This window comes from Polaromonas sp., from assembly GCF_029945685.1.
Classification (GTDB): Bacteria; Pseudomonadota; Gammaproteobacteria; order Burkholderiales; family Burkholderiaceae_C; genus Polaromonas.
The window spans coordinates 191,182-204,596 of sequence record NZ_JAQSDA010000028.1 but is presented as its reverse complement, the minus strand read 5'-3'; the positions used below and the strand labels follow the sequence as shown (position 1 = coordinate 204,596).

18 protein-coding genes are annotated in these 13,415 nt (G+C 62.9%); 13 read left to right on the top strand and 5 right to left on the bottom strand.

Annotated features, from left to right (window positions below):
* Positions 1 to 28 precede the first annotated feature (28 nt).
* Together PSV26_RS21525 and PSV26_RS21520 are read right to left on the bottom strand one after the other, a co-directional pair.
* Positions 29 to 604 carry a DUF2062 domain-containing protein gene (locus tag PSV26_RS21525; protein ID WP_300516970.1) on the bottom strand — a complete coding sequence of 192 codons (576 nt, stop codon included), beginning with the start codon at positions 602 to 604 and terminating at the stop codon, positions 29 to 31.
* Between the two features lie 64 nt (positions 605 to 668).
* Entirely contained in the window at positions 669 to 1,115 is a 447-nt protein-coding gene (locus PSV26_RS21520; RefSeq protein ID WP_300573994.1) for a CopD family protein, read from the bottom strand.
* A gap of 235 nt (positions 1,116 to 1,350) precedes the next feature.
* On the opposite strand from PSV26_RS21520, the gene PSV26_RS21515 reads away from it, so the two are divergent.
* The 10 genes from PSV26_RS21515 to PSV26_RS21470 all read left to right on the top strand — a co-directional run bounded on the left by PSV26_RS21515 (position 1,351) and on the right by PSV26_RS21470 (position 8,927).
* Positions 1,351 to 1,851, top strand: coding sequence for an ATP synthase subunit I (locus PSV26_RS21515; protein WP_300574319.1), 501 nt, complete (start codon positions 1,351 to 1,353; stop codon positions 1,849 to 1,851).
* A 16-nt stretch (positions 1,852 to 1,867) separates the two neighbouring features.
* Positions 1,868 to 2,725, top strand: coding sequence for a F0F1 ATP synthase subunit A (gene atpB, locus PSV26_RS21510; RefSeq protein WP_300516974.1), 858 nt, complete (start codon positions 1,868 to 1,870; stop codon positions 2,723 to 2,725).
* A gap of 63 nt (positions 2,726 to 2,788) precedes the next feature.
* Complete coding sequence (gene atpE / locus PSV26_RS21505) at positions 2,789 to 3,037, top strand: F0F1 ATP synthase subunit C (protein WP_096668784.1); 249 nt, start codon at positions 2,789 to 2,791, stop codon at positions 3,035 to 3,037.
* A 30-nt stretch (positions 3,038 to 3,067) separates the two neighbouring features.
* A complete protein-coding gene (locus PSV26_RS21500) occupies positions 3,068 to 3,538 on the top strand; it encodes a F0F1 ATP synthase subunit B (RefSeq protein ID WP_096668782.1) in 471 nt (156 codons plus the stop codon).
* Between the two features lie 13 nt (positions 3,539 to 3,551).
* Entirely contained in the window at positions 3,552 to 4,082 is a 531-nt protein-coding gene (locus PSV26_RS21495; RefSeq protein ID WP_300573991.1) for a F0F1 ATP synthase subunit delta, read from the top strand.
* Between the two features lie 61 nt (positions 4,083 to 4,143).
* Positions 4,144 to 5,697 (top strand): F0F1 ATP synthase subunit alpha, encoded by a 1,554-nt coding sequence (atpA, locus tag PSV26_RS21490; RefSeq protein ID WP_096668778.1) that lies wholly within the window; start codon positions 4,144 to 4,146, stop codon positions 5,695 to 5,697.
* A gap of 53 nt (positions 5,698 to 5,750) precedes the next feature.
* Positions 5,751 to 6,617 (top strand): F0F1 ATP synthase subunit gamma, encoded by an 867-nt coding sequence (atpG, locus tag PSV26_RS21485; protein WP_300516982.1) that lies wholly within the window; start codon positions 5,751 to 5,753, stop codon positions 6,615 to 6,617.
* 40 nt (positions 6,618 to 6,657) lie between these two features.
* Positions 6,658 to 8,061 (top strand): F0F1 ATP synthase subunit beta, encoded by a 1,404-nt coding sequence (gene atpD, locus PSV26_RS21480; RefSeq protein WP_096668774.1) that lies wholly within the window; start codon positions 6,658 to 6,660, stop codon positions 8,059 to 8,061.
* A gap of 3 nt (positions 8,062 to 8,064) precedes the next feature.
* Positions 8,065 to 8,490, top strand: coding sequence for a F0F1 ATP synthase subunit epsilon (locus PSV26_RS21475; RefSeq protein ID WP_300516986.1), 426 nt, complete (start codon positions 8,065 to 8,067; stop codon positions 8,488 to 8,490).
* Positions 8,491 to 8,783: 293 nt separating this feature from the next.
* Entirely contained in the window at positions 8,784 to 8,927 is a 144-nt protein-coding gene (locus PSV26_RS21470; protein WP_300573988.1) for a hypothetical protein, read from the top strand.
* Between the two features lie 10 nt (positions 8,928 to 8,937).
* Here the strand turns inward: PSV26_RS21470 and PSV26_RS21465 are convergent, their stop codons facing one another.
* The 3 genes from PSV26_RS21465 to PSV26_RS21455 all read right to left on the bottom strand — a co-directional run bounded on the left by PSV26_RS21465 (position 8,938) and on the right by PSV26_RS21455 (position 11,069).
* Positions 8,938 to 9,480, bottom strand: coding sequence for a TPM domain-containing protein (locus PSV26_RS21465; protein WP_300574317.1), 543 nt, complete (start codon positions 9,478 to 9,480; stop codon positions 8,938 to 8,940).
* Positions 9,481 to 9,485: 5 nt separating this feature from the next.
* Entirely contained in the window at positions 9,486 to 10,397 is a 912-nt protein-coding gene (locus PSV26_RS21460; protein WP_300573985.1) for a TPM domain-containing protein, read from the bottom strand.
* 63 nt (positions 10,398 to 10,460) lie between these two features.
* Positions 10,461 to 11,069: a LemA family protein gene (locus PSV26_RS21455; RefSeq protein WP_300516993.1), complete on the bottom strand. Its 609-nt coding sequence runs from the start codon at positions 11,067 to 11,069 to the stop codon at positions 10,461 to 10,463.
* A 43-nt stretch (positions 11,070 to 11,112) separates the two neighbouring features.
* On the opposite strand from PSV26_RS21455, the gene PSV26_RS21450 reads away from it, so the two are divergent.
* From PSV26_RS21450 to PSV26_RS21440, 3 genes are read left to right on the top strand one after another with little or no spacing between them, the layout of a single operon-like run.
* Positions 11,113 to 11,922: a hypothetical protein gene (locus PSV26_RS21450; protein ID WP_300573983.1), complete on the top strand. Its 810-nt coding sequence runs from the start codon at positions 11,113 to 11,115 to the stop codon at positions 11,920 to 11,922.
* Between the two features lie 24 nt (positions 11,923 to 11,946).
* Positions 11,947 to 12,393, top strand: a complete 447-nt coding sequence (locus PSV26_RS21445) for a nuclear transport factor 2 family protein (RefSeq protein ID WP_300516998.1) — start codon at positions 11,947 to 11,949, stop codon at positions 12,391 to 12,393.
* A 12-nt stretch (positions 12,394 to 12,405) separates the two neighbouring features.
* Entirely contained in the window at positions 12,406 to 13,410 is a 1,005-nt protein-coding gene (locus PSV26_RS21440) for an alpha/beta fold hydrolase (RefSeq protein WP_300573980.1), read from the top strand.
* Positions 13,411 to 13,415: the final 5 nt, after the last annotated feature.

Sequence of the window (13,415 nt, the reverse complement as noted above, 5' to 3'; positions counted from 1 at the left end):
GGGATTGTCGCGCAGACCGTGTCCGGCGCTAGCGGCCATGGCGCTGGACGCGCCGCTTGAACCAGACGCGAAAGCGCCAGATGAGCTTGACCAGCACATAGCCGCCGGCCGAGCCGGCCACGGCAAAAATGCCCATGCCGAGCACGGCGGGCCAGCCAAAGCGCTCCAGCCAGCCCATGACATCGAAACCGGCGCTCGCCGAAGCGGCTTCCAGCGCCGCGCTGCCCGCCGCCACCTCGTGGGGGGCCATCCCCAGCATCAGGCTGCCCAGCTTGTAGGCCAGCCAGAGCCAGAAGCCGATGGTGAAGGGATTCGTGATCAGCGTCACGCCGGCTGCCACCGGGATGTTGCCGCGCCACCAGATGCAGTGAACGGCGGCCACCAGGATCTGCGCGACCGGCAATGCAAAGGCCCAGAACAGCCCGATGGCGACCCCGCGGGCCACGGCCTCGTGCTGCACATGCCAGAGCCCGGGCTCGCGCAGGTGGTGCGCCACCGGCTTGAGCCACGGGTGGGCCGCCAGTGTCTCGCGGCTGATCCCCTTGGTGAAGCGGTCTGTCCACGAAGGTGTTGGCGGGCTGACTTTTCTTTTGTGCGTTCTCATGGCCGGGCCTTGACCGATGGGCATCGCGCTTCGTGCCTTGTCATCCCGCGGGATGCCCGCACACTCAGGCCCAGAAAATCACTGCCGCAATCGCCAGCGCGCCGAGCACCAGGTTGCTCATGGCCAGGGTGGCGATCTGGCCCACACGCCGCCCGCCTTCGGGCCAGTCCGCGGCGGCAACAGCCAGTTTCAGGCGCCGGAAGGGACCAAAATAAAGATGGCCGAACAGCGCGAACATCAGCAGGCCGATGCCGAACATCAGGTGCCATCCCGGCGGTGCGTTTTTCATGCCGACCGGCAGCAGCATGGCCAGGCCGGTCAGCAGCAGCAGCGCGATGGCGGGCCAGACCAGCACAAAAAACTTCTGCAGGATCAGTGCGATCAGCGGCAGACGCTGCGGCGGCGCCAGTTGCGCCGCGGCGGCGGGCCGCAACGCAAAAAGCATGAAGCTGATGCCGCCCAGCCACACGATGGCGGCGGCGATGTGGAGAAATTTCATCAAGGCAGGCATGCGAGGGACTTTCAAAAAAGCGTACTGCAAGGGCGGGAATGCCCCGTCTGTGGCGGGAGTGGCAGCAACGGGAAAACGGATTGTCGCCTGCAAAACGTCCCCCTTCGGACCATGCGGCCATGCCTGTCGCCACAGTTTGGCGCAGGGGCTTTCGGGAATGGGTGGGTTTCTACGTATAATCAAGGGCTTTGCTAATAACCGGCCCGTAACCTGTTCGTAATTTGTGATGGTCAAAATGACAGATTCGGTGGTTCTTCCGGCGGCAAAGGCTCCGACTCAGGTAACTGAGGCGGGCGAAGAAAATTTCAAGCCGCTGACGCGCGACGAAGCGCAGAAGCTGCGCGAAGCCAGTCCTTCGCTGTCGCCCTGGTGGGTGGTGGCCGGGCAACTGGTAGCCGGAGTCCTTGTGGCCTGTGTTGCCTGGGCCCTGACGGGAAGACAAAGCGTGGCATGGTCGGCGTTCTACGGCGCGCTGGCGGTGGTGATCCCTGCGGCGCTTTTTGTGCGAGGGCTGACCAGCAAGGTGTCTTCCATGAATGCGGGCGCTGCGGTACTCGGGTTCTTTTTATGGGAAATGGTCAAGATTGGCCTGACGATCGCGATGTTGTTTGCAGCGCCGCGGTTGATTGAAGATTTGAGCTGGCCTGCCATGTTGGCGGGCCTGATAGTGACGATGAAAGTGTATTGGGGTGTGCTCTGGTTCAAGCCAAAGCGCCCCGGTATCCACCCAACTTAACGAGACGAGTAGATAGATGGCTTCTGCAAACGGACCTACCGCCGGCGAATACATTGGTCACCACCTGACCCATTGGCAGAACAAGCCAATGAGCGGTGTCATTGACTTCACGGTGTACAACCTCGACTCCATTTTCTGGGCCTTGCTGCTCGGTATCGTTGGCAGCTTTTTCCTTTGGAAGGCTGCACGCGCGGCGACTTCCGGCGTGCCGGGCCGCTTCCAGGCTGCCGTGGAGATCCTGGTCGAGATGGTCGACAGCCAGGCCAAGGGCATCATCCACAACGCGCAAAGCCGCAAGGTGATCGCGCCCATGGCGCTGACCGTGTTTGTCTGGATTTTCCTGATGAACGCGATGGACCTGCTGCCTGTCGATTTCCTGCCCAAGATCTGGGAGCTGGTCTTTGCAGCCACCGGCCACGATCCGCACCACGCCTACATGCGCGTCGTGCCGACCGCCGATCTTTCCGTCACCCTGGGCCTGTCGGTCTCCGTGCTGCTGATCTGCATTTTCTACAACATCAAGATCAAGGGTTTCGGCGGCTGGCTCCATGAAATGGTCAGTGCGCCATTTGGCGCGCATCCCATCCTGTGGCCCTTCAATTTTGTGTTCCAGATCATCGAATTCATTGCCAAGACCGTGTCGCATGGCATGCGACTGTTCGGCAACATGTACGCCGGCGAACTGGTCTTCATGCTGATCGCCCTGATGGGTGGTGCTGCCGCCATGTCGCTGCCGGGCATCCTGCTGCCGATCGGTCATGTGCTGGCCGGCACCGTGTGGGCCATCTTCCATATTCTGATCATCACCTTGCAGGCCTTCATCTTCATGATGCTGACCCTGGTGTATGTGGGCCAGGCCCACGATCATCACTGAGTTTGTCAGTCTGGTTTTTCTTTCTTTTGTTTGTTAGTTAACTTAAATCCATAGGAGCTTTAAATGGAAAACGTTCTCGGTCTCGTCGCATTGGCCGCTGGCCTGATCATTGGCCTGGGCGCTGTCGGCGCATGTATCGGCATCGGCATCATGGGAAGCAAATACCTCGAAGCCGCTGCCCGCCAGCCTGAGCTGATGAATGAACTGCAAACCAAGATGTTCCTGCTCGCAGGTCTGATCGACGCCGCGTTCCTGATCGGTGTCGGTATCGCGATGATGTTCGCGTTTGCCAATCCCTTTGTGCTGAAGTAATCGTCACAACCCCGACAGAAAGGCGTTGCCGTGAGTATTAATGCAACCCTGTTCGTCCAGGCGATTGTTTTCGCGATCCTGGTGTGGTTCACAATGAAATTTGTGTGGCCGCCCATTACGAAAGCGCTGGACGAGCGTGCCCAAAAAATCGCTGAAGGCCTCGCTGCAGCCGACAAGGCCAAGTCCGAACTCTCCGTCGCCAACAAGCGCGTGGAAGAAGAGCTTGCCAAGTCGCGCAATGAGTCGGCCGTGCGCCTGGCTGAAGCGGAGCGCCGCGCCCAGTCCATGATCGAAGAGGCCAAGGCCAAGGCTGCGGAAGAAGGCAACAAGATCATTGCCGCTGCCAAGGTCGAGGCCGAGCAGCAAACCGTCAAGGCCCGTGAGACCCTGCGCGAGCAGGTCGCCGCACTGGCTGTCAAGGGTGCCGAGCAGATTCTGCGCAAGGAAGTCAATGCCGGCGTGCATGCTGACTTGCTGGGCCGCCTGAAGACCGAACTTTGAGAGGGGTGTCACCATGGCCGAACTAGCCACCATTGCCCGACCTTACGCTGAAGCCCTGTTCAAGGCTTCCGGCTCTGACCTGGGCGGCACCTCGACCTGGCTCGATGAGCTGGCGACTGTAGCAAGCAATGTCCAGTTGCAGCAGTTTGCCGGCAACCCCAGCGTGACGGCGAACCAGACGTTCGACGTGATCGCCGGTGTTGTCAAGGCGACGCTGCCGGAAGCAGCGAAGAACTTCCTGCGCGCCGTGATCGACAACGGCCGCATCAGCGTTCTGCCGGAAATTGCCAGCCAGTTCCGTGCATTGAAAAATGCGAAGAGCGGTTCGTCCGATGCCACCGTGTACAGCGCCTTCGCGCTCGACGGTGGTGCGCTGGCCGATCTGGCGACAACGCTGGAAAAGCGCTTTGGCCGCAAGCTCAACCTCACGGTGGAGCTGGAGCCGGCCCTGATCGGAGGCGTGCGTGTCGTGGTGGGTGACGAGGTGCTGGACACCTCGGTGAAAGCCCGTTTAGAGCAAATGAAAGTGGCGCTGATTTCCTGAGCTCGCGCCAAGACGCAGCACCCTGGTTTTTAGCCAACAACATAGAAAGAAGGAAAGAGTCATGCAACTCAATCCCGCAGAAATTTCTGAACTGATCAAGAGCCGTATCGAAGGCCTGACTGTCAGTGCCGACATCCGTAACCAGGGTACCGTTGTGTCGGTGTCCGACGGCATCGTCCGCGTCCACGGCCTGTCCGATGTGATGCAGGGCGAGATGCTGGAATTTCCTCCTACGGCGGACGGCACCCCCACCTACGGCCTGGCGCTGAACCTTGAGCGCGACTCGGTCGGCTCGGTGATTCTGGGTGAATACGAACACATCGCCGAAGGCGACACCGTCAAGTGCACGGGTCGCATTCTGGAAGTGCCGGTCGGCCCCGAGCTGCTTGGCCGCGTGGTCAACGCCCTCGGCCAGCCTATCGACGGCAAGGGCCCGATCAACGCCAAGATGACCGACGTGATCGAAAAGGTCGCACCGGGCGTGATTGCCCGTAAATCGGTGGACCAGCCCCTGCAGACCGGCCTGAAGTCCATCGACTCCATGGTGCCCGTCGGCCGCGGCCAGCGCGAACTGATCATTGGCGACCGCCAGACCGGTAAAACGGCTGTGGCGATTGACGCCATCATCAACCAGAAGGGCCAGGGCGTCTCCTGCGTCTACGTCGCGATTGGCCAAAAAGCCTCGTCGATCAAGAACGTGGTGCGTTCGCTCGAGCAAGCCGGCGCAATGGACTACACCATTGTCGTGGCAGCATCGGCTTCCGAATCGGCCGCCATGCAGTACGTCAGCGCCTACTCCGGCTGCACCATGGGCGAGTACTTCCGCGACCGCGGCCAGGACGCGCTGATTGTGTATGACGATTTGTCCAAGCAGGCTGTGGCTTACCGCCAGGTCTCGCTGCTGCTGCGCCGTCCGCCAGGCCGCGAAGCCTATCCCGGCGACGTGTTCTATCTCCACAGCCGCCTGCTCGAGCGTGCCGCCCGCGTGAATGAAAAATACGTCGAAGATTTCACCAAGGGTGAAGTCAAGGGCAAGACCGGCTCGCTGACGGCCCTGCCGATCATCGAAACGCAGGCGGGCGACGTGTCCGCTTTCGTGCCGACCAACGTGATCTCGATCACCGACGGCCAGATTTTCCTTGAAACCAGCCTGTTCAACGCCGGTATCCGCCCCGCCATCAACGCCGGTATCTCGGTGTCGCGCGTCGGTGGTGCGGCCCAGACCAAGCTGATCAAGAACCTGTCCGGCGGTATCCGTACCGACCTGGCCCAGTACCGTGAGCTGGCTGCGTTTGCGCAGTTCGCTTCCGACCTGGACGAGGCCACCCGCAAGCAGCTGGATCGCGGTGCTCGCGTGACGGAACTGCTCAAGCAGGCGCAGTATTCGCCCCTGTCCATCTCCAACATGGCCTCCACGCTGTTCGCAGTGAACAAGGGCTTCATGGACGATGTCGAGGTCAAGAAGGTCCTGGCTTTTGAAGCCGGCCTGCACAGCTACCTCAAGGACAAGCACGCTGCACTGATGGCCAAGCTCGAAGCGGCCAAGGCGATGGACAAGGACGCCGAGGCAGAAATGACCACGGCCGTGGCTGCGTTCAAGAAGTCGTTTGCCTGATCCGGACCTGAAGACATCAAAGCCCCGGGCTTAGAAACCATTTAGGAAGCAATATGGCAGCAGGCAAGGAAATACGCGGCAAGATCAAGTCGGTGGAAAACACCCGCAAGATCACCAAAGCCATGGAAATGGTGGCGGCCTCCAAAATGCGCAAGGCGCAGGAACGGATGCGCGCCGCCCGACCTTACAGCGACAAGATTCGCAACATCACGGCCAATCTGGCCCAGGCCAACCCCGAGTACACGCATGCCTTCATGCAGGTCAACGATGCCAAGGCCGGCGGCTTCATCGTGGTCACGACGGACAAGGGCCTGTGCGGCGGTTTGAACACGAACCTGCTGCGCCAGGTCACGGTCAAGCTCAAGGAAATGCAGGCGGCGGGTCAGGGCATCCAGTCAGTAGCCATCGGCAACAAGGGCCTGGGCTTTCTGAACCGGATCGGCGCGCAGGTGGTGTCGCATGCGACGCAGCTGGGCGACAAACCCCATCTGGACAAGCTGATCGGGCCGGTCAAGGTGCTGCTGGATGCGTACAGCGAGGGCAAGATCAATGCGGTTTACCTTTGCTACACCCGCTTCATCAACACCATGCGCCAGGAGCCCGTGGTCGAACAGTTGCTGCCACTGACGGCAGACCGGCTGCAGGCTGACAAGGATCAGCACGGCTGGGACTACATCTACGAGCCTGATGCACAGACGGTCATCGATGACCTTCTGGTCCGTTACGTCGAAGCGCTGGTTTACCAGGCGGTCGCCGAGAACATGGCGTCCGAGCAGTCGGCCCGCATGGTCGCCATGAAGGCCGCCACGGACAACGCCGGCAGCGTGATTGGCGAACTCAAATTGGTTTACAACAAAACGCGTCAAGCGGCGATCACGAAAGAACTTTCGGAAATCGTCGCCGGTGCCGCAGCGGTTTAAACCGCGATTCAAGATTTAAAGAACGGAAAAGGACTCAATCATGGCTCAGGCTCAAGGCAAGATTGTTCAGTGTATTGGTGCTGTGGTGGACGTGGAATTTGCGCGCGACCAGATGCCCAAGATCTATGACGCGCTCAAGATGGAAGGCTCCGCGCTGACGCTGGAAGTTCAGCAGCAGCTGGGCGACGGCATTGTGCGCACCATCGCGCTGGGCACGTCCGACGGCCTGCGCCGCGGCAACGTGGTGTACAACACCGGCGCCAACATCACGGTGCCGGTGGGCAAGGCCACACTGGGCCGTATCATGGACGTGCTGGGTGCGCCTATCGACGAGCGTGGCCCCGTCAGCCAGGAACTCACCGCCCCGATTCACCGCAAGGCCCCGGCTTACGACGAACTCAGCCCTTCGCAGGAACTGCTGGAAACCGGCATCAAGGTGATCGACCTGGTGTGCCCGTTTGCCAAGGGCGGCAAGGTCGGCCTGTTCGGCGGCGCCGGCGTCGGCAAGACCGTGAACATGATGGAGCTGATCAACAACATCGCCAAGGCGCACTCGGGTCTGTCCGTGTTTGCCGGTGTGGGTGAACGTACCCGCGAAGGCAACGACTTCTACCACGAGATGGCCGACTCCGGCGTCGTGAATCTCGAGAACCTCGGCGAGTCCAAGGTTGCGATGGTGTACGGCCAGATGAACGAGCCCCCAGGCAACCGTCTGCGCGTCGCGCTGACCGGCCTGACGATTGCCGAATCCTTCCGTGACGAAGGCCGTGACGTGCTGTTTTTCGTGGACAACATCTACCGCTACACGCTGGCCGGTACCGAAGTGTCCGCGCTGCTGGGCCGCATGCCTTCCGCCGTGGGTTACCAGCCGACGCTGGCCGAGGAAATGGGCCGCTTGCAAGAGCGGATCACCTCCACCAAAGTCGGTTCGATCACCTCCATCCAGGCCGTTTACGTGCCCGCCGATGACTTGACCGACCCATCGCCTGCGACCACTTTTGCCCACCTGGACTCCACCGTGGTGCTGTCCCGTGACATCGCTTCGCTGGGTATCTACCCTGCCGTGGACCCGCTGGACTCGACCAGCCGCCAGCTCGACCCGAACGTCGTCGGTGAAGACCACTACGCCACGGCCCGTGCCGTGCAGGGTACGCTGCAGCGCTACAAGGAACTGCGCGACATCATCGCGATTCTGGGCATGGACGAACTGGCACCTGAAGACAAGCTGGCCGTGGCCCGCGCCCGCAAGATCCAGCGTTTCCTGTCGCAGCCTTTCCACGTGGCTGAAGTGTTCACCGGGTCACCTGGCAAGTACGTGACCCTGGCTGAAACCATTCGCGGTTTCAAGATGATTGTGGCCGGCGAGTGTGATCACCTGCCAGAGCAGGCTTTCTACATGGTCGGCACGATTGACGAGGCGTTCGAGAAGGCCAAGAAGGTCTAAGTCATGGACACCTCACACACCATCCATGTCGATGTTGTCAGCGCGGAAGAGTCCATCTTCTCGGGCGAGGCCAAATTCGTGGCCTTGCCTGGCGAGGCGGGCGAGCTGGGTATCTACCCCCGCCACACGCCGCTGATCACCCGGATCAAGCCCGGTGCTGTGCGTATTGAAAAGGCCGATGGCTCGGAAGAGTTTGTTTTCGTGGCTGGCGGCCTGCTCGAAGTGCAGCCTCACTGTGTCACGGTGCTGTCCGACACCGCCATCCGCGGCAAGGACCTCGACGAAGCCAAGGCCTCCGCCGCCAAGGCTTCCGCAGAGGAAGCACTGAAAAACGCCAAAACCGATATTGACATCGCGATGGCCCAGTCCGAACTGGTCGTGATGGCCGCGCAGATTGCAGCCTTGCGCAGGTACCGCCAGAAAAAATAAGCGGAATCGCCCCCCATCAAAAGCCCCGTCCGCCAGGCCGGGGCTTTTTTCATGGGTGTGCCCCGTTTCCTGCCCGGGCCGAGGTCCGGCGCCGGGCGCGACTGGCTGTTGTGGATGCGCTGCACTTGAGGCACTTGTTTTCTTGCCGGATTGACGCTTTCCCCAGATGGGGCAGGCGTAGCCAGCTATCAAATCAGGAGTTGCTGTAACAGCTGGACACCAGAAGGGCCGGCGAAGTGCGCCGGCGGGCGCTATCGTCTCGAGGAGCTCAACCGGAAGACAAGGCGACACCAATGGACAGCATTCTGGACAGTTTGACGTGGGCGGAGAAGTTGGAGCCCGGGCGCAACGTGAGGCGTCTGCTCCACGTGTGGCTGAAGCGGCTTCTCGTGCTGGTGGCTGTGGTCGCCGCCCTGGGTGTGCTCATGGTGCCCTGAGCCCACCAGCTTAACGAAGCAGGGGGGTGTCGGGCAGTTCGTTGGGACCCGGCTCGGCACCGCCAGGGCCTGTCGGCACGGCAAAGTGCTGCATCAGCAAGGCCGAACATTCTTCCAGAGCCTGCGTCAATCCGTCTTCGTAGCGGCGCTCGCGGAAGGCGTTGGCCATGCGTGCCACCATCGCCTGCCACTGGTCCGGACTGACATGCCGGGCCACACTGCGGTCGGCGACAATTTCAATGGCATGCTCTGCCAGCAGCAGGTAAACCAGGATGCCGTTGTTGTGCTCGGTATCCCAGACCCGCAACTTGCCAAACATCATCAACGCGCGTTCGCGTATGAGGGCGCCGATGGGGGTGTTGCCGCCCAACCGCCACAGGTAGCTGGCGGGCAGTGAAGACTCGACACAGATGCGGATCTCGCCGCTATGGCGCTTTTCGCTGGCGGTCACGCGCTGCGCGAGCCGCTCCTGCAGATCCGGCGGAATCGCGCGTGCCGTGTCGGAGGCGTCCAGCCACAGGTGCCGGAACAGGACCTTGAGCTTGCTGATCATGATGTTCACCAGCTCCCCGATGCGCCGCCGCCGCCGAAATTACCGCCGCCGCCGCTGCTGAAGCCGCCGCCACCGCCGCCACCCCAACCACCGCTGCTGCCGCCGCCAAAGCCGCCTCCGCCCCAGCCGGAGGAGCGTCCCGCCCGCCCGACGGAGCCCAGAGAGCCCACGCTGGCGATCAGCGCGAACACCGCGCCGATCAGTGTGGCGACCCCGCCAATCAGCAGGCTGCTGGTGAAAAACCAGGCCAGGCCGCCGACCGCACCGCCGGTCACCATGGCGCCCAGCTTGCGTCCGAAGACGCCCGACATCAGCCGGGCCCCTATCGGAACCGCAAAAAACAGGAACACCGCCATGTCGGTCCAGTTGAAACCTTTGCCGCCAGCGCTGCCGGCCTGGGCCTCGGGCACAGGCAGGTTCTCCCCGCTAATCAGGGCGATGATCTGGTCGGCGGCCGCGTCCAGCCCGCCGGCGAAGTCGCCCTGACGGAAACGCGGCGTGATGGCGCGGTCGATGATCTGGCGCGCCGCCAGGTCGGGGATGGCGCCCTCCAGCGTCTTGGTGGTTTCGATGCGCACCTTGCGGTCGTTTTTTGCCACCACCAGCAACAGCCCGTCACCGACGTCCTTGCGTCCGATCTTCCAGCTGTCGCCGACCCGCTGCGCGTAGGCGGCGATGTCTTCCGGCGCGGTGGTCGGCACCATCAGTACCACCACCTGCGCGCCGCGTGCCTGCTCAAAAGCCGCGAGTTTGGCCTCCAGCGCCTGGCGCTGCGCGACATCGAGTGTTCCGGTGCTGTCGATCACGCGCGCCGTCAAGGCGGGCACAGGCAACACATCCTGAGCCCACGTTGCCGGGGCAATGAACAGCAGGACCGTGGACAGCAGCAGGCCCAGCGCGGTGCGCGCTGATGCCACGACCGCGGCTCGGCCGGGCAAGCAAAGCAGAGGGCGGTGCAAGGAAGGCAAGACGCTGCTCGCTTATTTCTTGTTGAAGTCCACGGTCGGCGGCGTCGAGATCTGTGCCTCGTTCTGCACGCTGAAGCTGGGTTTGACGGTGTAGCCGAACACCATGGCCGTCAGGTTGTTCGGAAAGCTGCGTGCCAGCACGTTGTAGGCCTGCACCGCCTGGATGTAGCGGTTGCGCGCCACGGTGATGCGGTTTTCGGTCCCTTCCAGTTGAACGCGCAGGTCCTGGAATCCCTGGTTGGCCTTGAGGTTGGGGTAGTTTTCCGTCACCACCAGCAGGCGTGACAGGGCAGAACTGAGCTCGCCCTGGGCCGCCTGGAATTTTGCAAAGGCCTCAGGGTTGTTCAGGGTTTCCGGCGTCACCTGCATGGAGGTTGCCTTGGCCCGGGCTTCCACGACCTTGGTCAGGGTTTCCTGCTCGAAATTGGCCTCACCCTTGACGGTGGCAACGATGTTGGGCACCAGGTCGGCGCGGCGCTGGTACTGGTTGAGAACTTCCGACCAGGCCGACTTGGTCTGCTCGTCAAGTCGCTGGAAATCGTTGTAGCCACAGCCTGACAGAAGCAGGGCCACAACGGTGAAGAGGCCGGCAAGGCCCCGGCTGAAAAAGTGTGATTTCATGGCAAGCCTCCAAATGTGCAAGCTGCAACACTACCATAGTCGAATGTCGCCACGCCCTCTCGTCTACTCCCTCCAGGCCCTTGATCCGCAACAGGTGTTGCAGGCCTCTTTGCGGCCGGCTTCCGCTGCGGCCTTGGCCCGGCCCGGCCTGATCGTGGCCGGCGCGACGGGTGCGCTGGGCAGCGAGGTCCTGCGCCGGCTGGCCGGTAGCGGCGGCTTTGCGCACACGTACGTGCTGGCGCACGAGCCGATGAGTACCGGGCTGGCGCAGGTCACGATCGCGGCGGTGCGCGGTGATGACATCGCTGCCTGGCCGGTGCGACCGCTGCCGGTGCAGACCGGGGTGGTGATGTTCGAGCCGCCACGGCTGTACCACGACCGCGAGCGCGCGCTCTGGACGCCGCAACCGGCGCAGCTGCCGGCGCTGGCGCAGTGGTTCAGGCGGTGTGGCGTCCAGACCCTGGTGCTGGTGCTCCCCCACGCGCCGGGCCGGTTGCCGCAGGCGCTGCGCCACGGCCTAGCCAGCCTCGACGAGCAGCAGGTGGCTGCGCTGGGGTTCGAGCGGGTGCTGCTCGTGCGTTCTGCACAGAAGCAGCAGGCGCCGCGGGGCGGCAGTCTGCCGGAAAAGCTCGCCGTCTGGATGCTGTCCACCTTCAGGTACATGATCCCGGCCGCAGCGCAGCCTGTGCGGCCCGTCAGGCTGGCCGAATTTCTGGATCTGGTCCTGCGCGTGTTGCCCGCGGGCATCCACGTGGTGACGCCTGAACTGTTGTGGCAGGCCGTGCAGGCGCCCCACATGCAGGATGTCGTGCAGGCGTGGCTTAATACAGGGCAAGACGCCCTGGCGCACTGAACACGCACACCCTGATAGCCATCCATGCGAAAACCCAAAGTCTCCCCCGCCAGCACCGGCAACGCCGATGACATCGAAACGGCCTTTTACGAGGCGCTGCAAGGCGGTGACATCGACCGGCTGATGGCCTGCTGGGCTGACGAAGACGACATTGTCTGTGTCCACCCCGGCGGGCCCCGTCACGTGGGCGCGGGTGCGATACGCGCTGCCTTTGACGCCATGTTTGCCAACGGCAGCATTCGGGCGCATCCCGAAAAAGTCCGCAAGATCGAAGCCATGGGCGCCAGCGTGCACAGCGTGCTTGAACGCATCGAGGTCATGACCGAGGAAGGGCCGCGCCATGCCTACGTGATCGCGACCAACGTTTACCACAAGACGGCCCAGGGCTGGCGTCTGGTGGCACACCATGCCAGCCCCGGCACGCCCCGCGAGATGCAGGAAGTCTCGGACAGCCCGCAAGTGTTGCACTGAGGGCGGGGAACGATGTTTTACGACGCACCGTGGTGGCTGCCCGGCGGCAACCTGCAGACCATTTATGCCGCGTTGCGTTCGCAGCGCTATCTGGCCGAGGCACCGAGCTTTCGCCGGGAGCGCTGGACCACGCCGGATGACGATTTTGTCGATGTGGACTTCGCACGCCATGCCAGCGCGGGCGCCGGGGCAGGGCAGGAACCCCTGCTGGTGATCTTTCACGGCCTGGAAGGGTCTTCTGCCAGTCACTATGCGGAGGCGTTTGCCGATGTCGCCCGCGTGCGCGGCTGGGCCTGCGCCGTGCCGCATTTTCGCGGCTGCTCGGGCGAGCTCAATCGCGCGCCGCGCGCCTACCACTCGGGTGACTTCGAGGAGATTGACTGGATCCTGCGGCGCTTTCGGGCCGGCCACGCCGGTCCGCTGTTTGCCGTCGGTATTTCGCTGGGTGGCAATGCCCTGATGCGCTGGGCGGCCGAAATGGAAACTTCGGCGGGCACTGTGGTGGACGCCGTCGCCTCGGTCTGCTCCCCACTGGACCTGGCGGCCAGCGGCCATGCGATCGGCCGGGGTTTCAACCGCCTGGTCTACACCCGCATGTTCCTGAACTCCATGGTGCCCAAGGCGCTGAAGAAGCTGGAGCAGCACCCGGGCCTTTTCAGTGCCGAAGCCCTGCTGGCGGCGCGTGACCTGTATGCCTTCGACAATATCGTCACGGCACCGCTGCACGGGTTCAGGAACACCGAAGACTACTGGGCGCGCGCCTCGGCCAAACCGCACATGCGGCGCATCGCGGTTGCGGCGCTGGCGCTCAATGCCCTCAACGATCCCTTCATCCCGGCGGCCAGCCTGCCGCAGGCCGGCGACGTGAGCGCGGCGGTGACCCTGTGGCAGCCGCGCGAGGGCGGCCACGTCGGTTTCCCGTCCGCGCCGTTTCCGGGCCATGTGCGCGCCATGCCCGAGGCGGTGTGCGGTTTTTTCGCGGCGCAGCTCGGCGCAACGGCAAGCGGGGCAAAATAGGCCGC

Coding starts and splice junctions, on each gene's coding strand:
- atpB (WP_300516974.1), top strand. CDS start 1,868: ATGGCTTCTGCAAACGGACCTACCGCCGGCGAATACATTGGTCACCAC.
- atpD (WP_096668774.1), top strand. CDS start 6,658: ATGGCTCAGGCTCAAGGCAAGATTGTTCAGTGTATTGGTGCTGTGGTG.
- PSV26_RS21495 (WP_300573991.1), top strand. CDS start 3,552: ATGGCCGAACTAGCCACCATTGCCCGACCTTACGCTGAAGCCCTGTTC.
- PSV26_RS21470 (WP_300573988.1), top strand. CDS start 8,784: ATGGACAGCATTCTGGACAGTTTGACGTGGGCGGAGAAGTTGGAGCCC.
- atpE (WP_096668784.1), top strand. CDS start 2,789: ATGGAAAACGTTCTCGGTCTCGTCGCATTGGCCGCTGGCCTGATCATT.
- PSV26_RS21455 (WP_300516993.1), bottom strand. CDS start 11,069: ATGAAATCACACTTTTTCAGCCGGGGCCTTGCCGGCCTCTTCACCGTT.
- PSV26_RS21450 (WP_300573983.1), top strand. CDS start 11,113: ATGTCGCCACGCCCTCTCGTCTACTCCCTCCAGGCCCTTGATCCGCAA.
- PSV26_RS21475 (WP_300516986.1), top strand. CDS start 8,065: ATGGACACCTCACACACCATCCATGTCGATGTTGTCAGCGCGGAAGAG.
- PSV26_RS21445 (WP_300516998.1), top strand. CDS start 11,947: ATGCGAAAACCCAAAGTCTCCCCCGCCAGCACCGGCAACGCCGATGAC.
- PSV26_RS21515 (WP_300574319.1), top strand. CDS start 1,351: ATGACAGATTCGGTGGTTCTTCCGGCGGCAAAGGCTCCGACTCAGGTA.
- PSV26_RS21440 (WP_300573980.1), top strand. CDS start 12,406: ATGTTTTACGACGCACCGTGGTGGCTGCCCGGCGGCAACCTGCAGACC.
- PSV26_RS21520 (WP_300573994.1), bottom strand. CDS start 1,115: ATGCCTGCCTTGATGAAATTTCTCCACATCGCCGCCGCCATCGTGTGG.
- PSV26_RS21525 (WP_300516970.1), bottom strand. CDS start 604: ATGAGAACGCACAAAAGAAAAGTCAGCCCGCCAACACCTTCGTGGACA.
- PSV26_RS21465 (WP_300574317.1), bottom strand. CDS start 9,480: ATGATCAGCAAGCTCAAGGTCCTGTTCCGGCACCTGTGGCTGGACGCC.
- atpA (WP_096668778.1), top strand. CDS start 4,144: ATGCAACTCAATCCCGCAGAAATTTCTGAACTGATCAAGAGCCGTATC.
- atpG (WP_300516982.1), top strand. CDS start 5,751: ATGGCAGCAGGCAAGGAAATACGCGGCAAGATCAAGTCGGTGGAAAAC.